The organism is Burkholderia sp. TSV86, assembly GCF_001522865.1.
Classification (GTDB): Bacteria; Pseudomonadota; Gammaproteobacteria; order Burkholderiales; family Burkholderiaceae; genus Burkholderia.
Map to the genome: position 1 here is coordinate 1 of NZ_LOWB01000103.1, position 23,406 is coordinate 23,406.

25 protein-coding genes and 1 tRNA gene are annotated in these 23,406 nt (G+C 61.1%); 18 read left to right on the top strand and 8 right to left on the bottom strand.

All coding sequences use genetic code 11. The features are described from left to right. Nucleotides 1-175 precede the first annotated feature (175 nt). From WS68_RS17355 to WS68_RS17410, 12 genes are all read left to right on the top strand, one after another. Complete coding sequence (locus tag WS68_RS17355; protein ID WP_059571968.1) at nt 176-1,084, top strand: baseplate assembly protein; 909 nt, start codon at nt 176-178, stop codon at nt 1,082-1,084. Next, nucleotides 1,077-1,685, top strand: a complete 609-nt coding sequence (locus WS68_RS17360) for a phage tail protein I (protein WP_059571969.1) — start codon at nt 1,077-1,079, stop codon at nt 1,683-1,685. The genes WS68_RS17355 and WS68_RS17360 overlap by 8 nt, the downstream gene beginning before the upstream one ends. Before the next feature lie 8 nt (nt 1,686-1,693). Then, on the top strand, nt 1,694-3,349 hold the full coding sequence (locus WS68_RS17365) for a hypothetical protein (RefSeq protein ID WP_156429557.1): 1,656 nt from the start codon (nt 1,694-1,696) through the stop codon (nt 3,347-3,349). Between the two features lie 2 nt (nt 3,350-3,351). Further along, nucleotides 3,352-4,785: a phage tail-collar fiber domain-containing protein gene (locus WS68_RS17370; protein WP_059571971.1), complete on the top strand. Its 1,434-nt coding sequence runs from the start codon at nt 3,352-3,354 to the stop codon at nt 4,783-4,785. Between the two features lie 2 nt (nt 4,786-4,787). Beyond that, nucleotides 4,788-5,090, top strand: a complete 303-nt coding sequence (locus WS68_RS17375) for a hypothetical protein (RefSeq protein ID WP_059571972.1) — start codon at nt 4,788-4,790, stop codon at nt 5,088-5,090. Nucleotides 5,091-5,178: 88 nt separating this feature from the next. Then, complete coding sequence (locus WS68_RS17380; RefSeq protein ID WP_059571973.1) at nt 5,179-6,615, top strand: phage tail sheath C-terminal domain-containing protein; 1,437 nt, start codon at nt 5,179-5,181, stop codon at nt 6,613-6,615. 46 nt (nt 6,616-6,661) lie between these two features. Next, entirely contained in the window at nt 6,662-7,168 is a 507-nt protein-coding gene (locus WS68_RS17385) for a phage major tail tube protein (RefSeq protein WP_059571974.1), read from the top strand. Between the two features lie 55 nt (nt 7,169-7,223). Further along, nucleotides 7,224-7,508, top strand: a complete 285-nt coding sequence (locus tag WS68_RS17390) for a phage tail assembly protein (protein ID WP_059571975.1) — start codon at nt 7,224-7,226, stop codon at nt 7,506-7,508. A 134-nt stretch (nt 7,509-7,642) separates the two neighbouring features. Next, on the top strand, nt 7,643-9,727 hold the full coding sequence (locus tag WS68_RS17395; RefSeq protein WP_059571976.1) for a hypothetical protein: 2,085 nt from the start codon (nt 7,643-7,645) through the stop codon (nt 9,725-9,727). Next, nucleotides 9,724-10,191, top strand: a complete 468-nt coding sequence (locus tag WS68_RS17400) for a phage tail protein (protein ID WP_059571977.1) — start codon at nt 9,724-9,726, stop codon at nt 10,189-10,191. Before WS68_RS17395 ends, WS68_RS17400 begins: the two co-directional genes overlap by 4 nt. Next, the gene (locus WS68_RS17405) at nt 10,188-10,400 is read left to right on the top strand and encodes a tail protein X (RefSeq protein ID WP_059571978.1); all 213 of its coding nucleotides are present in this window, start codon (nt 10,188-10,190) and stop codon (nt 10,398-10,400) included. Before WS68_RS17400 ends, WS68_RS17405 begins: the two co-directional genes overlap by 4 nt. After that, nucleotides 10,391-11,437, top strand: a complete 1,047-nt coding sequence (locus tag WS68_RS17410) for a phage late control D family protein (protein ID WP_059571979.1) — start codon at nt 10,391-10,393, stop codon at nt 11,435-11,437. Before WS68_RS17405 ends, WS68_RS17410 begins: the two co-directional genes overlap by 10 nt. 172 nt (nt 11,438-11,609) lie before the next feature. Here WS68_RS17410 and WS68_RS17415 read toward each other — a convergent pair. The 3 genes from WS68_RS17415 to WS68_RS17425 form a co-directional block, all read right to left on the bottom strand. After that, nucleotides 11,610-11,685 (bottom strand) — tRNA-His (locus WS68_RS17415). 75 nt (nt 11,686-11,760) lie between these two features. Next, entirely contained in the window at nt 11,761-12,792 is a 1,032-nt protein-coding gene (gene dusA / locus WS68_RS17420) for a tRNA dihydrouridine(20/20a) synthase DusA (RefSeq protein WP_059571980.1), read from the bottom strand. Nucleotides 12,793-13,287: 495 nt separating this feature from the next. Next, nucleotides 13,288-13,764 (bottom strand): winged helix-turn-helix transcriptional regulator, encoded by a 477-nt coding sequence (locus WS68_RS17425; protein WP_059571981.1) that lies wholly within the window; start codon nt 13,762-13,764, stop codon nt 13,288-13,290. Between the two features lie 191 nt (nt 13,765-13,955). On the opposite strand from WS68_RS17425, the gene WS68_RS17430 reads away from it, so the two are divergent. From WS68_RS17430 to WS68_RS17445, 4 genes are all read left to right on the top strand, one after another. Beyond that, nucleotides 13,956-14,393, top strand: a complete 438-nt coding sequence (locus WS68_RS17430) for a PaaI family thioesterase (protein WP_059571982.1) — start codon at nt 13,956-13,958, stop codon at nt 14,391-14,393. Nucleotides 14,394-14,539: 146 nt separating this feature from the next. Beyond that, nucleotides 14,540-15,592 carry an NADP(H)-dependent aldo-keto reductase gene (locus WS68_RS17435; RefSeq protein WP_059571983.1) on the top strand — a complete coding sequence of 351 codons (1,053 nt, stop codon included), beginning with the start codon at nt 14,540-14,542 and terminating at the stop codon, nt 15,590-15,592. A 315-nt stretch (nt 15,593-15,907) separates the two neighbouring features. Continuing rightward, a complete protein-coding gene (locus tag WS68_RS17440) occupies nt 15,908-16,969 on the top strand; it encodes a permease (RefSeq protein ID WP_059571984.1) in 1,062 nt (353 codons plus the stop codon). Between the two features lie 63 nt (nt 16,970-17,032). Next, nucleotides 17,033-17,455 (top strand): hypothetical protein, encoded by a 423-nt coding sequence (locus WS68_RS17445; protein WP_059571985.1) that lies wholly within the window; start codon nt 17,033-17,035, stop codon nt 17,453-17,455. A gap of 173 nt (nt 17,456-17,628) precedes the next feature. On the opposite strand, the gene WS68_RS17450 is transcribed toward WS68_RS17445, so the two are convergent. Both WS68_RS17450 and nodI read right to left on the bottom strand, forming a co-directional pair. Then, on the bottom strand, nt 17,629-18,459 hold the full coding sequence (locus WS68_RS17450) for an ABC transporter permease (RefSeq protein ID WP_059571986.1): 831 nt from the start codon (nt 18,457-18,459) through the stop codon (nt 17,629-17,631). 6 nt (nt 18,460-18,465) lie between these two features. Continuing rightward, complete coding sequence (gene nodI, locus WS68_RS17455; protein ID WP_059571987.1) at nt 18,466-19,380, bottom strand: nodulation factor ABC transporter ATP-binding protein NodI; 915 nt, start codon at nt 19,378-19,380, stop codon at nt 18,466-18,468. 229 nt (nt 19,381-19,609) lie between these two features. Here nodI and WS68_RS17460 point away from each other — a divergent pair, with 229 nt between their 5' ends. After that, on the top strand, nt 19,610-20,104 hold the full coding sequence (locus WS68_RS17460; protein ID WP_059572072.1) for a universal stress protein: 495 nt from the start codon (nt 19,610-19,612) through the stop codon (nt 20,102-20,104). A gap of 100 nt (nt 20,105-20,204) precedes the next feature. Here WS68_RS17460 and WS68_RS17465 read toward each other — a convergent pair whose 3' ends face one another. From WS68_RS17465 to lexA, 3 genes are read right to left on the bottom strand one after another with little or no spacing between them, the layout of a single operon-like run. Further along, on the bottom strand, nt 20,205-20,906 hold the full coding sequence (locus tag WS68_RS17465; protein ID WP_059571988.1) for a DUF2939 domain-containing protein: 702 nt from the start codon (nt 20,904-20,906) through the stop codon (nt 20,205-20,207). 35 nt (nt 20,907-20,941) lie between these two features. After that, the gene (locus tag WS68_RS17470; RefSeq protein WP_059571989.1) at nt 20,942-21,262 is read right to left on the bottom strand and encodes a hypothetical protein; all 321 of its coding nucleotides are present in this window, start codon (nt 21,260-21,262) and stop codon (nt 20,942-20,944) included. A 58-nt stretch (nt 21,263-21,320) separates the two neighbouring features. Beyond that, a complete protein-coding gene (gene lexA, locus WS68_RS17475) occupies nt 21,321-21,968 on the bottom strand; it encodes a transcriptional repressor LexA (protein WP_059571990.1) in 648 nt (215 codons plus the stop codon). A gap of 271 nt (nt 21,969-22,239) precedes the next feature. On the opposite strand from lexA, the gene WS68_RS17480 reads away from it, so the two are divergent. Continuing rightward, nucleotides 22,240-23,277, top strand: a complete 1,038-nt coding sequence (locus WS68_RS17480) for a sulfate ABC transporter substrate-binding protein (protein ID WP_059571991.1) — start codon at nt 22,240-22,242, stop codon at nt 23,275-23,277. Nucleotides 23,278-23,406: the final 129 nt, after the last annotated feature.

Sequence of the window (23,406 nt, forward strand, 5' to 3'; positions counted from 1 at the left end):
CGATCGTGGACTTGTACGCGGCGACTGCTGAAGCGCTGGCGGCATGGGAGCCGCGTTTTCGGCTCACACAAGTCAAGTTGGCGAGTGCCGATGTCGGCGTCGTCGCGCTCGATTTGATCGGCCGATATCTTCCTGATGGTCGGACCGTGACGCTTGATGGCATTAAGGTGAACTGATGATCGGTGCGTTTACTACCGTGAATCTGTCGCAGTTACCGGCCCCCAATGCGGTCGAGCAACTGGACTTCGAAACGATTTTTCGAGCCATGCTGGCTGATCTTCAGGCGCGCACGCAAGGGGCTGGGCAGCCGTTTACCGCTCTGGTGGAGAGTGACCCAGCCTATAAGATTCTGGAAGTTTGCGCGTATCGAGAACTGCTCGTTCGCCAACGCGCCAACGAGGCCGTGCGCGCAGTCATGCTCGCGTTCGCCATCGGTACCGACCTGGATCAGATCGGCGCGAACTACAACGTGCCGCGTCTGTTGATCAAGCCGGCTGATGATGCCGCCATTCCACCGACGCCCGCAGTGTGGGAATCGGACGACGATTACCGCGCTCGCATTCCGGTTTCTCTGGAAGGTTACACCACCGCCGGAAGCGAGGGGAGTTACGTGTTTCACGGTTTGAGCGCGACGGGCACGATCAAGGATATTTCTGCCGTCTCGCCGGCGCCGGGGAAAGTGGTGGTGTATGTGCTATCGCGCAACGGCGACGGAGCGGCGGGGGAGGATGAAATCGCGGCTGTGACGGCTGCGTTGAATGCGGAAAAAATACGCCCAATGACGGACCAGGTTTCCGTGCTGTCGGCGGGGATTTTGCCGTACACGATCGATGCCGAACTGGTGTTGTTTGATGGGCCGGATGCGGATGTGGTGACGCAGGCGGCGAAGCGTGCTGCCCAGGCTTACGCGGATTCGGTCCATCGAAACGGTTACGACGTGAGTTTGTCCGGTGTCTATCAGGCGCTGCATCGTCCGGGCGTTGATCGGGTCAACTTGCGCACGCCGAGTGCCAATATCCCAGCATCGGCGGGCCAGGCGCCGTACTGCACGGCCATTAACGTCACGGTGGCGTCCAATGGCTAGCCTATTGCCGCCGAATGCGGCGCCGTTTGAAGTTTCACTGGCCGAGAGCGTCGCGCGAATCAGCGATGTCCCGACGCCAGTGCGGGACATCTGGAATGCCGACCGGTGTCCATCGGATTTGCTTCCGTGGCTCGCCTGGGCGTTCAGCGTCGATTTTTGGGATGCAAACTGGCTGGATGAGCAGAAGAGAAATTCCATTCAATCCGCCGTGGCGGTCCAGCGCTACAAAGGCACGATTGGCGCGGTGAAGCAGGCGCTCGATGCACTCGGGTACACGGTGACCATCCAGGAGTGGTTTCAGCAAATACCGCCTGCTGCCCCCTATACGTTTAGCGTTTGGGTGGACAGTAGCCAGAGTGGAATTGATCAGGATGGCTATGGGAAGATCATCTCCTATATCCGCGCAATGAAGAATCTCCGATCGCATTTTGGTTCATTTCAGCCGTCGGTCACGACGCGTGGCGGCCCAGTGCTGGCTGGCGTTTTGACGATTGGAAACAACATCACGATCTCGTACGACGGCACGCAGCTAGTCGATAGATGGTTGGATGGAAGCTGGAATCTTGATGGGGCGATTTCACTTAGTGGAACTAAGGTTTAAAAGCGAATATGGCGAATTTGATTCCCGCCCCAGCTTGGGACGACGTACCGCAGTTGGAGAAAAGCACCAAAGCCATGGGGGGCGCGGGTGGTCCGATGAACGCGCAAGCGCAGGCGCTCGCGAATCGAACAGAAGCGATCAAGACGTTCTATACGGTCAGTGTCAGGCATTTCGGGGCGCAAGGCGATGGCAGAACGAACGATGACACGGCGCGCGCTAGCGCGGAGTCCAAGTCTTCATCCGTGTATTGGCCGGAAGGAACTTATTTGCTCGATCAGGCGCCGGACATCGAGAAATCATGGGGAGCTGGGGTCTGTCTGGTGGGGGATGCGCGCGTCTATCTGCGCCCGCACCCGGAGCGGGCAACGTCGATCAAGGCGGAGGCATTTGGGTTGCCGGCCGACCATGCGACGGATGCATCGGGGCCGCTTCAGCGCGCGATCGATTTGGCGCAGTCATTGGGATTGCCGGTTGAATTGCCGGCGAATGCAAAGCTGCGGCTGGCGAAAGGATTGGTATTCAAGCATGGTCAAGCGGCGAGTGGCGATGCGCTCACGTATCTGCCGCGGCTGATCTCGAACGGAGCGACGCTTTACCCGATGCCCGGTGTGACGGCCATCAGCATCGTGCCGCGCTGTTTGCTGGCTGATGCGAGCAGCAATCGCGGTAATGCGCGGATTGAAATACTAGGCAAGCTGACGTTCGACGGGTCGTTGGGTGATGCAACCAGCGCTGCATTGGCTATCGGGAAGTCGGGCTATTTCTGTAGCTCGCTCGAATGGAATCGAATTGACGACATACTGGCCGCCCACTTCCCGAGTGGATCGACGGTGGTTACTTTTACCGAGACGCGGCATTACGAGATTAATCGGCTCGTCATTTTCTCTGGTGGCATGCGGCTCCAGGCTAGTGCGCCGGGATCGTTTTGTGGAGATATGGTTTTCAATACGTATGAGGGTCAAGGGTCGAAGACCTACCCGCCGCTTGCACTGGTGGCGAGCGGGGGCGCGGCAGGCAACCCGTCGATGGTGCGCGGTATTCGATTTGCTAATGGCACCGTTTATGGAGCTGGAACGGTCCTGCTCGCGACTGGGAATTCGCAACTCGGCGATATCTGGATGTCCGATATTCAATTCGATTCTGGAGCATCGGAGAAAGGGGAGTGCGCACTGGAAATGGTCGCGAGCGGGTCCGGCGCCACACTGATCAATGTCAAGGTATCGTCACCGTACTTTGCTGGATATCGTGCTCCGGCCGTATTTGCGCATGCGGACAATAACGCCACGTTCATGAACGTCGATGTCACGGATCTCTATGCCAACACGATGTTCCTGGGCAATTACGGTGACAACAATCAGAATGCAGCGATCGTGATGCTGGGTATTGGCGGGATGAACGTCTCCGGTGGCAGCATGTCATCGATTCACGGTGATGGTGCCAGTTCGTGCATTGTCAATGTCATTGGAAGCAAGCGTATCAAGGTCGAGAGTCTGAATGTCATTGGCACGGATGGAGTTGTCGACGGCGTCACCATCGGGAAAGGCGACAGCGATAGCTACGTCATCACGAACAATCTGATGCAAGTCAGCGATGCCGTCGTCAACGAATACGGTAGCGGATCGCCCAACCGGATCATTGCCAATAATATGCTCGTGACGGCCTGACTATGCGCTATAAGACCATTCACACAAACTATGGCTTGCGGCGCATGACGCAGGCCGAAGCAACGGGTACATCGATTAATTTGGTGGCTGTATCGGTAGGCGATGGCGGCGGCAATCCGACGACGCCAGATCGAGGGCAGACGCAATTAATTCGGGAGATGTTCCGGACCGCGCCGAATCGCGTCTATCAGGATCCCCAAAATCCTGTGTTATTCGTGGTTGAAATGGTGATCCCGGCCACGATGGGGGGTTTTACCATCCGCGAAATGGCCGCATGGGATGATCAAGGGGGAATGTTCGCCGTAGCGAATGTTCCGGACGTGTACAAGCCGCAAGGGGATGGCAGCGAAGGTTCATTCGGCGATACCGTGTTGCGCATGGAATTCCTGGCAACGAATGCCGACATGGTTACCATACAGATTGACCCGAATGTGGCTGTTGCTACGCAAGCGTGGGTCAATAACGCGATTACACTTCCCTACCTGCTGAAGGGCGGTCACACCGGCCAGATTTTAGCGAAGAAATCGAACGCGGATGGTGATGTGTCATGGCAGGATCCGACGACGGCAAATGTGACAGTCAGCACGGTAGATGAGGTGCAGACGCTGGCGGATGGGCAAACCGCCGTTACGTTGACGAAGTGCAGCACGATCGGGCTGGCGATATATATTGAAGGCAGCCGCTTGCTGCCCACCGAATGGACGGCCGATTCGATTGACCGCGCGAGGCTGATGCTTGCCCGGTCGTATCCGGCCGGATCGCGTGCCTATTTCGTGCAGAACGATCCTGCTGCCTTTGTTCCTGCGCCGCTCATTCAATCGAAAAACCTTTCCGATGTTCCTGACGTGGGCGTTGCGCGCGCAAACCTGGGCGTGGACAGCAAGGTAAACACGGACACGCATGCACCTCCTGGCATGATTATGTATTTTGCCGCAGCCGTTCCCCCGCCTGGCTGGATGAAAGCGAATGGGGCGGCGGTCAGCCGGACGACGTATGCCGCCCTATTCTTCAACATCGGGACGACGCACGGTGCCGGTGACGGTTTCAATACGTTCAACCTGCCGGATTTGCGCGGTGAGTTTATTCGCGGCTGGGATGATGGGCGGGGCGTCGATGGCGGGCGCCAGGCAGGCTCGCGGCAGGGGTCGCAGAATCTGGCGCATGCGCACTGGGCGTCGAGCGATGTGCAGGGTAGGCACACCCACGGAGTGAATGACCCCGGCCATTCTCACCAGATGAATTTGACGAACAACACCAACCTGAGTTCTGGTAGCGGGGCGCCTGGACTGATCGGCACCATCCGCACTGAGGCAGCAGCCACCGGTATCACGATCCAGCTTGGCGGCGACCATTATCACAATATTACGATCAATCCAGACGGCGGCAACGAATCGCGTCCACGTAACGTCGCGCTACTTGCCTGCATCAAATACTGACCATGAACACGAGAACAGTTTTCCAAACCGATCGCGCGGGTATGTATTGCGGGACTGCCTCGGCGGACGAAAGCCCGCTTGAGCCGGGTGTATTCTTGATGCCCGCTGGCGCGGTGGATGTCGCGCCCCCAGATAAATGGCCGGATGACAAGTGGCCGCGCTGGAGCGGTGCAGCATGGGAACTTGTCACGAGGCCGCGGCCCATCGAAAGCAATCTCGATCCCATCGAGAAGCTTCGGGCGTTTTTAGCGGCGAATCCGGATGTCGCGATTGCGATTGAACAGCGTCCCGTATTGCCCGCATAACGAAGAACCCACAAGAGGAAAGTGTGGGCCGCGCGCCGGACAATGCCAGCCAATCTAGATTGAGCCGATTGGCACCAAGGACATACCTATGGCGGGCGACACCTTTTTGCATGGCGTTGAAGTCATCGACATTGACGATGGCCCTCGCCCCATTTCGACGGTGCGCACGTCCGTCATTGGGCTGGTGGGTACGGCCCCGGATGCCGATGCGAAGACGTTCCCGTTGAATACGCCGGTGTTGATTGCCGGCAGCCGAAGCGTCGCCGCAAAATTGGATGTGACGGGGCAGGGCAGAGGGACGCTGCCGGACGCGATGGATTCGATTTTTGATCAGTCTGGCGCGGTTGTCATTGTCATTCGCGTGGACGAGGGCGCGGACACTCAGGCGACGCTGGTCAATGTGCTGGGTGGCGTCAATGCGAATACCGGTCAATACGAGGGCGTCCAAGCGCTACTGGCGGCGGAGTCCGTGGTCGGGTTTGCACCGCGCATCTTGATTGCGCCGGGGTTCACGCACCAGCGCACGCAAGGCGGCGTCACATCGCTGTTGATGACGCCGGGCGCGGGCTACACGGATGGCATCTATGACCTGGTGCCGTCTGGCGGTGCGGGCGGCGCAGGCGTTGCCGCGAGTGCGACCATCAAGGGCGGCGGCGTCGCCGCGACCACGATCAAGAATCCGGGTGCCGGATATACCGCCGCGCCCGTGTTCGCCCTTCCGCCGGCTGCGGGCACACCGACGACGGCCGCCACGTTCACGGCGAACATCGGCACGGTCGGTAACGCCGTGGTCGCCGAGTTGATCGGCATCGCTGAACGCATGCGCGCGGTCATTATCCAGGACGGCCCCGACGTGAATGACGCGGACGCCATCGCCGCGGCCGGCGATTTCGGCAGCAAGCGCGTATATCTGGTGGACCCGCAGGGTATTAAGACGGACAGCCAGGGTAATCTGGTGCCGTCGCGCTCCAGCGCCGCCGTCGCTGGCCTGATTGCGAAGGTGGATAACGACTTAGGATTTTGGTGGTCACCCTCCAATCAGAATATCAATGGTATCCAGGGCACCACGCGGCCCATCGACTTCAAGCTGGGTGATGCCAACAGCCGCGCAAATTTGCTGAACGAAAAGAACGTGGCGACGATCGTTCGGCAGAATGGCTTCCGCTTGTGGGGCAACCGTACGCTGTCCAGTGATCCGAAGTGGCAATTTCTGTGCGTGGTGCGCACGGCGGATGTCATTAACGATAGCCTGATGGCGGCCCATCTGTGGGCGGTCGATCGAGGCATCACGAAGCAGTACGTGACAGAGGTTGTCGAGGGAGTGAATGCGTTCCTGCGTGGCTTGGTCGTGAAGGGCGCGATCCTCGGCGGTGTGTGCTGGGCCGATCCTGATCTGAACACGGCGGATGCCATCGCCAACGGCCGGATTTACTTCGACTTCGATTTTACTCCGGCGTATCCGGCGGAGCACATCACCTTCCGCTCGCACCTGGTGAATGACTACATCAGCACGATTTTTAATTGAACGGCGCGGGCGCTGTGTATGCCCAGGAATCTAGGAGTGCAAGCACATGGCTGCAAGAGAGGTTCTTAAAAATTTAACGCTTTGGGCCGATGGCCGAGGCTATGCCGGCCAGGTGCGGGATGTGAATCCACCGAAGCTGACGCAGAAAACGGAGGACTTCCAGGGTGGCGGCATGGTGGCCCCGTTGAAGATCACGGTGGGCATGGAAGGGTTGACCACGGACTTTTCGTTGATCTCGTATGACCGCAACGTGCTGTCGTTGTTTGGCGTCACGGAAGGGGCGAACGTGCCGCTGACCATCCGCGGCGCGCTCGAATCGGGCGATGGGACGGTGATCCCCGTCATGATGAACATGCGCGGCAAGGTCATCGAGCAAGACCCCGGCACCTGGAAGCCTGGCGAAGTGCCGTTCCTGAAAATCCAGATGGCGCTGAATTATTACAAGCTACTGCATCACGACAAGGTGGTGACCGAAATCGATGTCGAAAACATGATTGCGACCATCAACGGCGCGGACACGCTGGCGGCATTCCGCAGTGCGCTGGGGCTGTAATCCACATCCGGCGCGGACCGACCCGCATCAATCATCTCATTTAAACAGGTCAGCAATGAGCGCAAAAAAGGAAACGTGGTTGAAAGAAAACGGCGACGGTAGCGTGACCATCACGCTGTCGAAGCCGCTGGAAGTGAACGGGGTGCCGCTTCAGGAGGTCACGATGCGCGAACCCACCCTGGATGACCAGGTGGCGAGCAACGAAGCGCGTGGCAGTGACGTGTTGAAGGAAATCACGCTGTTTGCCAATCTTTGTACCGTCGCGCCGGCCGACCTGCGCCGTTTGAAGTTGCGCGATTACTTGCGCCTGCAAGCCGCATTCGGAAATTTCCTCGATTGAGTGCGGACCATGTGCGCGCCGGGGCGTTGGCACTCGCGTCCCATACCGGGTGGTCGCAAGGCGAAATCCTCGGGATGCGCACGTCACGTTTTCTCTGGTGGCTGGACGGGCTGCCGAAGGAATAAATCCCGCCCATGGCAAGCAACAAGCGACTTTCCGCAACCATCACCATCGGCGGCGCGGTTTCCGGGACGCTGAGAGGCGCTTTCGGAGAGATCAACAAGTCGCTGGGCAGGGTGGGTCAGAGCGTCACGGACCTGACGAAGCGCCAGAAGCTGCTGGGCCGCGCCATTCAGCAATTCGGCCGGACCGGCAGGGATGTGGACAGTCTGCGCGGTTCGTATGCGAAGCTGACGGTCGAGCTGGACCGCGCGCGTCGCGCGCAGGAACGGCTGACGAAGGCGCAGGCGTTCAAGTCGAAGGCCGGCGAAATCGGCGGCAAGCTGACGGGGGTCGCGCATCGCGCTGCCGCTGGCGGCTTGGTTATGGGCGGCGTCCTGTACACCGGCATTCACGCCGCTATCGAGCGCGAGAACGCCGTCAACGTTATCCGCAACTCTGGCGTATCGAAGGAAGAGGCCGACTCGATGGTGAAGGCCGCGCAGGACTCGAAACAGTTCGGCGTATCGGTCACGAAGGCTACGGAAACCGTCAGCGAACTGCGCACGGCGCTGGGCGATGCACACCATGCTATCGAGGCATTGCCAACAACGCTGAAGGCGATTTCCGGTCTGCAACTCTACAATCGCGGCCACAAAAACCAGATTGGCGAGGACGCCGCGTATAGTCTCGCGAAGATCGCCGAAGAGCGCGGCGGCGCTTCATCGCCTGAAGCGCTGCGCGAAAAGCAAAACTGGGCATTCAAGGCGCTGACAGGTTCTAACGGCGTCGTTAGCGCAGATGAACAACTGACCGCAATCCGGCGCGGCAAGAGCGCGGTTGCGGCGATGAGCGACCGTGCATTCTTCGGCGATACGTTTCTGATGCAGGCGATGGGCGCGAATCAGTACGGCACTGCATCCAGTACGCTGGTGAATGCCTGGATCGGTGGCCATCAGACGCACGGCGCGTTTGACGAGATGGCGAAACTCGGCCTGCTCGACACGAAGAACGGCAACGTCCAATTCGACAAGACCGGAAAAATTAAAAAGGTTTCCTCGAACGCGCTGATTGACAACGAGCTGTTCCTGAAGGATCCACAGGCGTGGGTGGATAAGCACTTGATCCCGATCGCCAAAAGTCGCGGTGTGGATATCGACGATCCGGCCCAGATTGCAAAATTCGCGAACAGCATCGCCTCGAATACGAACGCGGCGAACATTGTCACGCAGCGGATGCGGTTCTCACACAACATCGCGAAGGACCGGCACAATGTTGATATCGCGCACGGCATCGACGAATCTGAGGCGGCCAATCGCGCGTCCACGCAAGGCAAGATCGACAACGCACGCGCTCGCCTGAACGACGCGCAGGTGCGGATGGGCAACGTCCTTCTGCCAACGTTCGCCACGGCGATGGAAAGGGCGGCATCTGCCTTGGAATCGGTAAATAAGTTCGCCGAAGAAAACCCGCGCCTGTTCAAGGCCGTCACCGTTGGGCTGGCTGGGACTGCTGCGGCGCTTGTCGTCGTCGCACCGGTCCTGTTGGCGGCAAACGGCATCTTGCAGACGATTGCGCTCGTGCGTCTGGCCACCGCAACGGCACAAGTCAATTCGATGGTAAGCGCGATGAACGGCGTGCAGGGCGCGGCGGCGAGCGCTGGCGGCGGCCTCCTTGGGTTCATCGGAAAGCTTGGGCTAGCGGCAGGACTCGCGACCGCCGCACTGGCGGCGGCTAAGGCGGCCGGCTTGCCGGATGTTGACGGCGCAAAAGGCGCGGACGATGTGAAGAATGGCCGCTGGTGGGCCGCGTCTACGCACCTCTCTGCTGGCGATTTTCTGCGGGCTGGTGCCGCTCGCATTTCTGGCAAATCGAATGAGGAAATCGCAGCATCGCTTGCGGCAGGCCAAAACCCTGCGGCGAAGGCTGCGCCCGCCGTTCCGCCGATGGCGTCGCGCAGCGCAGCGCCAACGAACAGCACTGTGAACGTCGGTGGCATCACGATCAACCAGCAGCCCGGCCAGAACGGCAGCGCGCTGGCGCGTGAAATAATGCAGGAAATCCAGCGCCAGCAAGGCATCAAAAATCGTAGCCGTATGCACGATGGAGCATCGTCATGAGCTTGGGCGCATTTATCGCGGGCTTCGTACCGATGCTCAGGCTCGGCAACTTCAATTTTGCGCTGAATGTGGCGGTGTTCCAAGAGATGCACCATAGCGCCGAATATCGATGGCCTGCCCAGGAACGCTTCGGCCAGTTACCGGCGTTGCAGTACACCGGGGCCGGTGAGGAAAGCGTCACACTACCCGGCATCATCTATCCGGAGTGGCGAGGCAGTGCGAATGCGATGGCGATGCTGCGCGCGCTGGCGGAGCAGGGGCAGCCGCAACTGATGCTGGATGCGCAAGGGCGCGTCTATGGGCGTTGGGTCATCACCAACGTAGAGGAAACGCGCGGGACGTTTGCGGCGTTCGCATTGCCGCGCAAGATTGAATTTACCGTGACGTTGAAGCGGTTCGACGGCTCGGATATCGCACCGCTGGAAAATTCCCTCACCGACTCGATTTCGCAATGGTTGTCATGACGACCGAATATGTGACGAAGGACGGCGACCTGGCCGACGAAATCGCCTGGAACTATTACGGCACGCGCGCAAGCCGGGTGGTGGAGCAATTGTTAGACGCGAATCCTGGGTTGGCTGATCGCGGCCCCGTTCTGACCGCTGGCATCACGATCATCCTGCCCGATTTCACGCTGCCCGCGACGCAGCAGAGCATCAAGCTATGGGACTGACACAGCCGGTTCGCCCAAATTTCAAACTGGTGGCGAACGATCGCAACATCACGGCGACGATCCTGGATCGTTTCATTAGTCTGAGCTTGACTGACGAGACAGGTAACACGAGCGACATGCTGGAATTTAGCCTGTCCGACCATGATCCCGCCACGCCAATTCAGTTTCCGCCAACGGGCGCGCAACTGCAATTGTTCCTCGGATATGACGGCGCATCCCAGCCGATGGGGTCGTTCATTGTCGACGAAATCGAGTTGTCGGGGTGGCCGGGTGTGATGCACATCCGCGCGCGGGCGGCGGCGTACGACATGGGCAACGGCGGCGAATTTCATCTACAGACCCAGAAAATTCGGAGTTGGAAGGCGGGTGTCACCATTGGGGGGATAGTGCAGAAAATCGCCAGGGAACACGGCATGACTGGCGCCGTGTCCGCATCGCTCGCCGGCATTCAATTGCCCCACATCGACCAGCAAGACGAGTCCGACTTGAACTTGCTGTTGCGTGTCGTCGCGAAAAAATACGACGCGGTGGTGAAGCCGGCCGGCAGCAAGCTGGTGGTGGCCAAGCGCGGCGAGTTCAAGAGCGTGAGCGGTCAGGACTTGCCGACCATCACGCTTCAGGCGCGTGAATGCAGTCGCTGGACCATGACGCAGCAGCGCCGGGAAACGGCCGGCACGGTTGTGGCGTACTACCATGCCGTGAAACAAGCGAAGCGCCATATTGTGACGGTGGGGTCCGGCGAACCGGTGCGGCGCATCAAGCAATATTTCCCGACGCAGGATCAGGCGGTGGCTGCCGCGAAGGCCGAGTTGGCCAAACGCACGCGGGGCATGCTGAAAATGACGCTCACGTGTCCGGGGCGCGCCGACCTGGCGGCCGAATCGCAAGTGAATTTACGGGGGTGGCGCGATGGGGTGCCGACCACGTGGATTGCGACGCGCGTGGAGCACACTCTCGATACCGAGGGCTATGTCTGTCATGTGGAGCTTGAGCAGCCGAATGCGGGGCGGCAAGGCGCGGTTGACGACGCGGTTTAGGCGCGGGTTTCATGAAGACCGCTGAGTCTGCCGCAAGGTATCCCAGTAGATCAAAAGTACAAAAATAAAGCCCGCTCACGAGCGGGCTCATTCTGAAATTTCGATTTTCGTTCTGAATTTCATTATATAAAATCAAGTGACTCTCTTAGTTCCTTGATTTTATTGAGTCTTTTGGGGTGGCTGATGGGACTCGAACCCACGACAACAGGAATCACAATCCTGGACTCTACCAACTGAGCTACAGCCACCACTGGCTTGCTACCTCTTCATCTGATTCGCCGGAAGAACTTATCAGCGAAGAAGCGAGATTATACAAACCCCGTTTAATTTTGCAAAGCCCTTTTTTCAAAAAATTCGGCTTTGCTCGCATTCGCCGCATTCAGGTGCACGCGTGCTTCATCGAAAATCGACAGATCGCCGCGCGCCAGCCGCTTATTGTCCGATAGCACGCGCCGCCAACCGCGCGCGCCGGCGGCGCCGCGATATAACCCCAGCGCGTGCCGGATGATCGCGCCGAGATAAGTGCCGCGCGCAAGTTCGGTCGCGCAGTATTCGATGAGCCGCGCCTGGACCTCGTCGCGCGTTGGCGCGGCAGAGCTGGCGCGATAGAAGCGTGCGTCGACGTTCGCGAGCACGTAGGGATTGTGATACGCCTCGCGTCCGAGCATCACGCCATCGACGTGCTGCAAGTGTTGTTCGACTTCGTCGAGTGTCGTGATGCCGCCATTGACGATGATCTCGAGTTGCGGAAAGTCGCGTTTCAAGCGATAGGCGTAGTCGTACTTGAGCGGCGGAATCTCGCGATTTTCCTTCGGCGACAAGCCTTTCAGGATCGCATTGCGCGCATGGACGATAAATACGTCGCAGCCGGCCGACGCGACCGTGCCGACAAAGTCGCGCACGAACCCATAATCTTCGACCGCGTCCACGCCGATCCGGTGCTTGACCGTCACCGGGATCGACACGGCATCGCGCATCGCCTTCACGCATTGCGCGACGAGTTGCGGCTCGTTCATCAAGCATGCGCCGAACGCGCCGCGCTGCACTCGCTCGGACGGGCAGCCGCAGTTCAAGTTGATTTCGTCGTACCCCCAGCGCTCGCCGAGTTTCGCCGAATGCGCGAGATCGGCCGGTTCGCTGCCGCCCAATTGCAACGCGACCGGCGCTTCCTCGGGGGTGAACGCCAGGTGACGCGCGACGTCGCCGTGAATCAATGCGCCTGTCGTCACCATTTCCGTATAAAGCCACGTATGGCGCGAGATCATCCGATGAAACGAACGACAATGGCGGTCGGTCCAGTCCATCATCGGCGCAACCGATACGCGGCGAGGACTAAGCAAGGGTGAAGCTGACATAAGCGGGGACCGAAAGGCGTGGCGACGTAGGGATAACTCGCGATTTTACCGCAATGAATCCGGCTGGGCTGCCGAGCGAATAGGCCTATTCCATCGACGCAAAACGCGTAACCCGCAGGCCGCATCGTCGCGGGCCGATCGGCCACGCGGCAAGCGTGGATCGCCGAGCCTGAAGGCGGGGCGACGAGAAATCGCTCGAGCGCCAAACGTCATCCGCTATGGCGAATCCACGCAATGTGTTGTGTTCAACCCGCGCGGCAAATCGACGGCGCGCCGCGCCGGTAGATTTTTTACTCCAGCCGAATCAATCGCTTTTGCTCGCGATTCGTAGCCGGGCTGAATCGCGCGGGCGGCCGGAAGAATGAGCTGTCATGGTGAAGCGAGCAGAACTGCATGCGCTCTTTGAATGGTCGCGTCAAAAAACGGCCGCGCTTACAAGTGGAGGAAACCGCGCGCATCGTCCGATTTCCGCGCCTGAGTGCGGCCTGAGTGCGATTACCCGACCTTGTTTTCCATTCTTTGTTGCCAATATGCGCCCAGCACCGGCTCGACGTCGTGCGGATCGAGCGGATCGCCGCATTGCGCACACACGGTCACGGGCTTGATCAGATGGCCGCATGCCCGGTGCCGCAGCAGGATGGGCGGCCCGTTGCCGTCGTCTTTCCAGCGATCGCCCCACGCGTTGAGCGCAAGCAGCACGGGGTAGAGGTCGAGCCCTTTCTGGGACAGTCGATATTCGAAGCGCGGCGGCCGTTCCTGGTATGCGCGCTTCGTGAAGATGCCTTCGTCGACGAGCCGGGCGAGCCGATCCGCCAGCACGTGGCGGGTGAGGCCGAGTTGCGCCTGAAACGCGTCGAAGCGGCGCACGCCGAAAAACGCGTTGCGCAGAATGAGCATGGTCCAGCGGTCGCCGAGAACCGCGAGCGTGCGCGCGATCGAGCACGGCATCGAGCCGACGTCATCCCATTTCATGATTGATTTCCATCGTGGATCGGATCTGGCATTGCATTCCATTATAGAACTTAGGTTCGGATCGGATGCATCCATGCGTGTTGACAAGCCTTTGATCGCTTATCAATAATGAGCGCCATTGTTAGTTCTCTTTTAGAACTTACTGGCGTGCAATGCGCGTCGTTCCTGTGTCGCGATAACGAGGAGTATTGATGAATCCGCTTTCCATGTCCGGTCTCGAACTGTTGCGCGCCGCTGCGGCGGGCGATTTGCCGGCTGCGTCGATTGCCGAGACGGTACCGATGCGCATCGACGATGTCGAGCTCGGTTACATCAGGATGAGCGCCCGGGCCGACGGTCGCCATTTGAATCCGCTGGGCGGCGTGCACGGCGGTTTCGCCGCGACCGTGCTCGATTCCGTCACCGGCTGCGCGGTGCATACGATGCTCGATGCGGGAATCGGTTACGGGACGATCGATCTGCACGTGAAAATGCTGCGTCCGGTGCCGCGCGACGCCGATCTGATTGCCGAGGGGCGTGTGATCCATCTGTCGAAAAGCCTGGGCGTTGCGGAAGGGACGTTGAAGACGTCGGATGACAAACTGGTTGCCCACGCATCGGCCACCTGTTTCATTCAGCGGCAGCCCTGAGCGGCGGGACGGTGCATGTGCGCTGGGCTTGAGCCGCGCCGGCAGCGTAAGCGCTGCTTGAGCGGCGCGGGGCCGGGCGCGCCGTGAAGCAATCCCGCCGATGTGCTAGCGTCGGGATTTTCCACTCGACGCAACAGGAAACCAGCATGAAATACCGCACACTCGGCGATTCGGGCGTTGAAGTCAGCGTGATCGGCCTCGGCACGATGACCTGGGGCGAGCAGAATACGGAAAGCGACGCGCACGCGCAGCTCGATTACGCCATCGACCAGGGCGTGACGCTGATCGACACGGCCGAGATGTACCCCGTGCCGCCGAAGCCGGAAACGCAAGGGCGCACCGAATCCTACCTCGGCACTTGGCTTGCGAAGCACCGCGCGCTCAGAGACAAGCTGACGATCGCGACGAAGATCGCTGGCCCCGTGCGCCAGCCGCATCAGCCCACGCATATTCGCGGCACGGGCAACCAGTTCGACCGCAAGAATCTGACCGAGGCGCTCGACGGCAGCCTGAAGCGCTTGCAAACCGATTATGTCGATCTGTACCAACTCCATTGGCCTGACCGGAGCACGACCACGTTCGGCCGCTCGGCCTACCCATGGGTCGACGAGCCCTATACGGTGCCGATCGAAGAAACGCTCGCCGTGCTCGGCGAGTTCGTCAAGGCGGGCAAGGTGCGGCGTGTCGGCGTGTCGAACGAAACGCCGTGGGGCGTCGCGCAGTTTCTGCACGCGGCGCGGCAAGCCGGCGTGCCGCGCATCGTTAGCATCCAGAATCCGTACAGCTTGCTGAACCGCACGTTCGAGAACGGGCTGTCGGAGTTCAGCCATCGCGACGGCATCGGGCTGCTCGCCTATTCGCCGCTCGCGTTCGGCTGGCTGTCTGGCAAATATGAAGGCGGCGCGCGCCCCGCCGGCGCGCGCATCACGCTGTACGAGCGGTTCCAGCGTTACAGCAAGCCGAAGGCGCTGGAGGCGACCTCGCGCTATGTCGCGCTGGCCAAGCACCATGGGCTGTCGCCGGTGCAGTTGGCACTCGCGTTCGTCAACAGCCGGCCGTTCGTGACGAGTAATCTGGTGGGCGCGACGTCGCTCGAGCAGTTGCGGGAGAACATCGCCAGTATCGACGTGACGCTGTCGCCGGAAATTCTCGCCGAAATCGACGCGCTGCACGAATTGCAACCCAACCCGGCGCCTTGAGTGGCGCATCCGGTGGCGATGATGCGGCTTTTACGCGGGTGCGGCAGCGCCCGCCGGTGCAAGCGGCCGATGGGCGTCATGCGTGCCGCGGCACGGGCGTTGATCGGAGAATCGCGCATCACGTGCGATAATTCAGGTTTCCCGTTACCGGCCCGGTTCGGTCGAACCGGGTAGTGATTTCCCGTATCCGAGGCCGAAGCGTCGATGAGTGGCCGCCATCGCTGCATGCGGCGCGGCCGCTCGCTCATTCATCCATTTCCGGCGTTTCGCTTCGATGCGCAATAGGCTCCGATATACGCATTCACGGCGACCAGCATGACCACTTCCCGCTCTCTTAATCCGCATCCCGCGCTTGGCTTGGCTGCGTTCGTGCTGCTCGTTGTCGCAGGGCTCTTCTACGTGAAGTGGTTTCCGTACTACCACAAGGCGTTCGTTGCCGCCGACCACCATTCGATCGGCCAATCGATTCTGATGGGAGCTGCGGCGCAGCCGCCCGAGCCGTCGCTGAAGGCGGCGCTCGACTATGCATGGGCGTATGGCAAGGCGATCTGGCAGGCGATGGTGTTGGGTTTGCTGCTCGGCTCGGCGGTGCAGGCGCTGCTGCCCGCGCAGTGGGTCACGCGCGCGCTCGGCGGCACGGGGTTCGGCAGTGTCGCGGCGGGCGGTCTGCTTGCGCTACCCGGCATGATGTGCACGTGCTGCGCGGCGCCTGTGGTCGCCGGTTTGCGCGAGCGTAACGCATCGCCGGGCGGGGCGGTCGCCTTCTGGCTCGGCAATACGGTGCTCAACCCCGCTGCGCTGGTGTTCATGGGCTTCGTGCTCGGCTGGCAATGGAGCGCGTTGCGGCTCGTGCTCGGCATCGCCATGGTGTTCGGCATCGGTTATTTGCTGAACCGTCTTGCCGGGCCGCAAACGCGTGGGATCGACGATGCATTGCGCGCGCGGCTCATTGCCGGGCAGGCCGAGGCCGGCAACGCGTTTGTCCGTTGGGCGAAGCTTTTCGTGCGAATGGCGGTGCGCCTCATTCCCGAGTATCTGGTGCTCGTGCTGCTGCTCGGTGCGGCGCGCGCATGGCTTTTTCCACACATCGGGCCGGATATCGGCAATGGGCTTGGCTGGATCGCCGCATTCGCGGTGGCGGGCATGCTGTTCGTGATCCCGACCGCGGGCGAGGTGCCGATCATCCAGGCGATGCTGTCGCTTGGCATGGGCGTCGGGCCGGCCGGCGCATTGCTGATGACGCTGCCGCCCGTCAGCGTGCCGTCGCTTGCCATGCTTGCCCGCTCGTTCAAACCGGCGACGCTCGCGCTCGTCGCGGGGCTTGTCGTCGTATTCGGGATCGTCGGCGGCCTGGCTGCAGTCGGGCTTGGATTCTAATCGGGCCGGCCTCGGCGCAGAGGCCGGCCGCTATTTCAGCAGCAGAAACAATCAGGAAAACGCATGACGCAACACAAGGTACATCCCCGGCTCGAACAGGCGCTGACGCGCGGCGATCTGGCCATCCGCCAGGCTAACTCCACACGCGCGACAGCCGTGCTGAACGCGCTCGGCAAGATGATCGTCGAGGCGTCGGCGACGATCGGCGTCGAGGCGAGCGTGGAGATTCCGCAAGGCGAGCGAGTTTACGATCCGATCAACGGGCTGTGGCCGCAGAAGATGCTGGTGTCGTTCGATGGGCCTGTCGCGGATGCCGATCCGGAAGAGTTGCGTACCGTGTATTTGCTCGCCGACGATCCGGGCACCATGTTCCGCGTCGAATGGCATCGCGCGGATGGCAAACTCGGCCGGCAGGAGGGCGGTCCGATCGCGACTGTTGCATTCTTGACCGATGTCGAGATGCCGTGGAGCGACGACGACGAGTGAGCGCGAATGAGCGGCGGGCCGGCGCAGCAATCGGCAGCCGCGGCGGGGAATGCGATTCGGACGGCCGGTGAACGCGGTTTATGAAGCGCGGCCGGTGAGGTGTGGCTGGTGAAGCGCCGCGCAGTGATGCCTCGCGTGCAGGCGTCATTTGTATGGCGATGCCGCTCTAGCATTCAGCGCATCATCCGCCGCCTGAATAGCCGGGCGCAGACGAAAAAACCGCCAATCGCATACGCGGCAAGCACTGCGATGTGCATCGCGGCGCCGGTGGCCGGACGATCGAGCATCGCGGGGCGGATCAAGTCGACGGCATTCGCGAGCGGCAACGCATAAGCAGCATGCCGTGCGAAATCGGGCAACTGCGTGAGCGGAAAGAACACGCCGGAGAGCAGCAGCATCGGCGTCAGTACAAGTGTCTGATAGAACATGAAGAAGTCATAGGATGGCGCGAGCGCGGTGACGATCATCGATAAGCTTGCGAATGCAAGGCCGGCGAGTGCGATCACCGGCAACGCAAGCAACATCGACGGGAATGCCGCGTAACCGAGGATGCCCGCGACGAGCATGATCGCGGCGCCCGACAGCATCGCCTTGCTCGCTGCCCAGACGATCTCGCCGAGCACAATATCGCCGAGCGCGAGCGGCGTATGCATGATCGCCTCCCAGGTGCGCTGCACGTGCATGCGCGAAAAGCCCGAATACATTGTTTCGAAGCTCGCCGACATCATCACGCTCGAGCCGACCGTGCCGGCCGCGAGAAATGCAATGTACGACACGCCGTCGACGTGCCCGACCATCAGCCCGAGTCCGAGCCCGAGTCCGAATAAATAGATCATCGGATCGGCGAGATTGCCGAACATCGACGCGAGCGCGAGCTTCTGCCAGACGAGATAGTTGCGGCGCCAGACGGCGATCCAGTTGGTCGCGTTCGCGGGCAGCGCCAGCAGGGATCCGCGCTCGCGAGGCGCGGTGGCGGATGGCGGCGTGTAACGGCGGGTGTCCATCGTGCGTCAGTCCTGCATCTCGCGGCCCGTCAGCCGCAAAAACACGTCTTCGAGATTAGCCGGCCGGTGCAGGCAGCGCAGGCCGTGACGGCCTTTGAGCCGCGTGTTGATCGGCTCAGGATCGTCGACGTAGCAAAAGAGCGTTTCGCCGCTGATTTCGGTGCGCTTGACCAGTGGCGCGAGCTCGTCGCGCAAGCTCACGGGATCGGGGCCGTAAATTTCGATCACATCGCAACCGATTTCCTTTTCGATCAGCGAGTGCGGTGCGCCTTCCGCGATCTTCCGGCCTTCCTCGATCACGCACAGCCGGTGGCACAGGCGCTCGGCTTCTTCCATGAAATGTGTGGTCAAGAGGATCGTCTTGCCGCGCGCGAGCAGCGAGCGCAACCGTTCCCACATCAGGTGCCGCGCTTGCGGATCGAGTCCTGTCGTCGGCTCGTCGAGCACGAGCACGTCGGGATCGTTGACGAGCGCGCGTGCGAGAGTCAGCCGCCGCTTCATGCCGCCGGACAGCTCGCTTACCTTCGCATTCGCCTTGTTTTCGAGCTTTGCGAATTCGAGCAGCGGCGGCACGAGTGCGCGCGCATCATGCGCGGTGAGCCCGAAATAGCGCGCGAAGACGATCAGATTTTCCCGAACGGTGAAGTCGGGGTCGAGGTTGTCGAACTGCGGCACCACGCCGATGCGCCGGCGCGCATGACGTGCGCGCGCCGGCACCGGTTCGCCGCATAGGCGGATCGAGCCTGCATCGGGGTGGGTGACGCCGAGCAGCATCTTGAGCGTCGTGGTTTTGCCCGCGCCGTTCGGACCGAGCAAACCAAAACATTCGCCGGGATGCACGTGAAACGACAGCCCATTGACGACGAGCCGGTTGTCATAGCGTTTTTCGACTTCCTGAAAATCGATCGATGCGGCGGACATGGGCGAGCAGAGGTAATAGGAATCGTGCGGCACGAACGGGCCATTCTAGTGCATCGATTGCATGATTTCAGCGGCGCGAGACGCGCGGATCACGCGCCGCTCCGCATCGTTACATCACATCATTGTGCATTTGTGGCGCGCGGCGAATCAGCGTTTTCCAGCTCTTGCATCTGCGATTGCGTCGCACCATGATGAACTCACGCGCCTGTTGCGTAATAGGGAGATCATCATGGCGAGCTATAAAAAAATTCTATTGTGCTACGACGGCACGCTCGAAGGCCGCAAGGCATTGCGGTGCGGTGCCGATTTGGCGCTCGATCTGAAGGCGGAAACGCATTTGCTGTCGGTTGTCGACATGCGATCGAGCATTGCACAAAGCGCCGGCTTGCTGACCGACGTTGCATGCAGCCGCTTTGAGGAGACGGCGCGCGAAATCTTGCAAGAAGGCGTCGATTGGCTGACCGCGCGCGGCGTGCAGGCGCAGGGACACTTTGCGTTCGGCTATCCGATCGACGAAATCGCCAATCTCGCAACGAAACTCGAGGTCGATCTCGTCGTGGTCGGCCATCGTTGCCGGAGCGGCTTGTCGCGATGGTGGATGGGTTCGGGCAACACGCAATTGCTCGACCGTATATCGTGCAGCATTCTCGTTGCCTGCTCATCGTCTGCCGAACAGCGCGCGGAGAGCCAGAAAGAGGCGGCGCAGGCGACGACTGGACGATAACGATCGCCGGGAACGATGGGCGACTGCAACGGTGCGGCGCAACGGAGCGTATTCGGTTGCGCCGACAATTGTTCGAACGGCTGGCGTGCTGGCTGCCAGTTCAACCGTCATGCTCGTGCAGGTCGATTGCCGACAATTTCCAGCCGAACAGCCCGCTGCGATGGAAAATTGCGGCGTAGTGTGCATTGCTGTTGCTGCGGCGGTAGATGACGACGAATTCGTCAACTCCTCGATATGATGCGCTGGCGTGCGGCGCCACGTCGGGCATCGACGGCGGCGCGGCTTGGGCCGTGGCGCCGGTGGCGGATTCAGATGTGGAGGACAAAGCGCCGCTGTTGGTTAACGGCGGCGTGGCGCCGGGAGCCGTCGCCGCTGCCGTGGACGGTTCGCTGCCGGCCGGGTTCAGTTCCGGCGGACGTTCACCAGGCTGAGCGCGTGGCGGTAAACCGCTCATCAACGCAGCGACGCCCTCCGGCGTTGCATACGCATCGACGAGCGGACCGACGAGTGCCGAACCAACGAGCGCACCGATGACCGCCAACGGATTGTCGCGCTGCCGGGCTTCGATACGCTGCATCAATTCATTGGTGAGCTGCTGCTTCAGGCTACTGCGCAGCGCCGGGAAATCGACGTATTGGCTGATCGCGTGAGCGTCGCGCGCGTCGATCGCCTGCTTGATTTGTCTGAGTGCGAGATAAGGCGACGCATACCCATAGACAATCATCGCGACGATAATAACGAACACCGCGATGATAAAAAACGGTTTCGGAACCCGTCTTTGCGGATGCGTGATAACACTCAAACAGCCCCCTCGACGAACGAAATAGCACTCGAGGATCAGAGACCTTGCTGTGTAAGCGAATGTTCCTCGGCGATGCAGCGATCGATCATGCGGCAGATCGCGTCGACCGTGCCGACCATGATAAACCGGGACGGCCCGTGGTAAACCCTTACCGGAGCGCGTCGCGCGGGCTCGGCGTGATGGAGCGCGCTGTTTAGCGACACGCGCGCGAACGCGGGCAGTGCAGACGGCAGCAGCGACGGCTGCGCGCCGGCGGCATGCGGATCCTCGACGAGCGGTGCGCAAGGCGTGCGTCCGCGCAGATGGCGCAGGCGGCCAAATTGTCGAAAAGGCAGCAGGCGGGCGAGGCGTTCCATAAGGTCCTCCAGATCCAAGCGAATGGAAAGGCGAAGCTGTAGCGGGGCCAGCGGGCGATCAGAATTCGCCCGAGCGAATCAGTCCGACGGCGATACCTTCGAGCGCGAATTCCGCGCTGCCCGCCTTGACGAAGATATTTTCGTAATCCGGGTTTTCCGCGATCAGCTCGACGCCGCCGGCGTGACGCTTCAGGCGCTTGACCGTGACGTCATCGCCGAGCCGCGCGACGATGATCTGGCCATCTTTTGCCTCGCTGCGCTTTTGTACCGCGAGCAAGTCGCCGTCGAGGATGCCGGCGTCGCGCATCGACAGCCCGCGCACTTTCAGCAGGTAGTCGGGCTTGCTCGAGAAGAGCGCCGGATCGCACGCGTAATGTTGCGAGATGTGCTCCTGCGCGAGGATCGGGCTGCCTGCGGCGACACGGCCGACGAGCGGCAGCGACAGCTGCATCAGCGCCGCGTGCGGCAAGGGGAACTGATGCGGCGTGTCGTCGGTGCCGAGCAGACGGATGCCGCGCGATGCGCCGGCAGCCAGTTCGATCACGCCCTTGCGCGCAAGCGCCCGCAAGTGCTCCTCGGCGGCGTTCGGCGAGCTGAACCCCAGTTCGGCGGCGATTTCCGCGCGGGTGGGCGGGAAGCCGGAGCGCTCGATCGCGCGGCGGATCAAGTCGAACACTTGCTGCTGACGGGCGGTGAGTTTGATCATGAGATAACTGTATGGATAGACAGTGTCTGTATTTTTATACAGTATCCGCGGAAATTCAAGCGTTACTTGAAGTTCGACGCTATCGCGTCGTTTTCGCCGTGGCTTCGTGCCGTCCCAGCGGCGTTTCGGCAGCAATAACCGTCCATCGGCGCTTCATTACCACTTTTGAGTATTAAAAAATAAGGAACGATTATTTTTAATGATGAAACCCGTTCGCTAGACTGGCCCCACCTTGTACTGACGGCCTGTACACACACTTGGAGAACAACGGATGGTCAAGCGCAAAACGGGGTTGGGCAACGGCGCGCGGCGTCTCATCGCATCGGTCGCGCTCGGCGCGGCAGCCGTGCTCGGCGTGCTCACGCCCGCGCTGGCGGACACGACGTTTCTGAACGTCTCGTATGATCCGACGCGCGAACTGTATCAGGACGTCAACCAGGCGTTCAGCAAGGAGTGGAAAGCCAAGACGGGTGAGGCGGTCAATTTCAAGCAGTCGCACGGCGGCTCGGGCGCGCAGGCGCGCTCGGTGATCGACGGCTTGCAGGCCGACGTCGTGACGCTCGCGCTCGCCTATGACATCGACGCGCTCGCGAACAAGGGCCTCGTCGACAAGGATTGGCAAAAACGTCTGCCGGACAATGCGTCGCCTTATACGTCGACGATCGTGTTTCTCGTGCGCAAGGGCAACCCGAAAGGCATCAAGGACTGGGACGACCTCGTGAAGCCGGGCGTGTCGATCGTCACGCCGAACCCGAAGACCTCGGGCGGCGCGCGCTGGAACTATCTCGCCGCGTGGGCGTATGCGCAGCACAAGCCGGGCGGCAGCGCGGCAACGGCAAAGGAATTCGTCACGAAGCTCTATAAGAACGCGGGCGTGCTCGATTCCGGCGCGCGCGGCGCGACCACGAGCTTCGTGCAGCGCGGCATCGGCGACGTGTTGATCGCATGGGAAAACGAGGCGTTCCTGTCGGTCAAGGAATTCGGCGCCGATAAGTTCGAGATCGTCGTGCCGTCGGCCAGCATTCTTGCCGAGCCGCCGGTCGCGGTGGTCGACAAGGTGGTTGACAAGAAGGGCACGCGCAAGCTTGCACAGGCGTATCTGCAGTTCCTGTACAGCAAGGAGGGGCAGGAGATCGCCGCGCGCAATTATTACCGGCCGCGTGCGAAGGATGTGCCGGCCGCGCTGACGAAGCAGTTTCCGAAGCTGAAGCTGTACACGGTCGACGACACGTTCGGCGGCTGGACGCAAGCGCAGAAGACGCATTTCGCCGACGGCGGCGTGTTCGATTCGATCTACAAGCCGCAATAAGTCAACGCAATAAGCGCCCGGTTGGGCGCCGTGCGCGGCCGCGCGTTCAGCGGCCGCGCCGGCCCCGCCGGCGCAGATGGCGAACCGGACGGGCGCCCGCGCTGTAGTGGCGCGAGCGCCGTCCGGCGC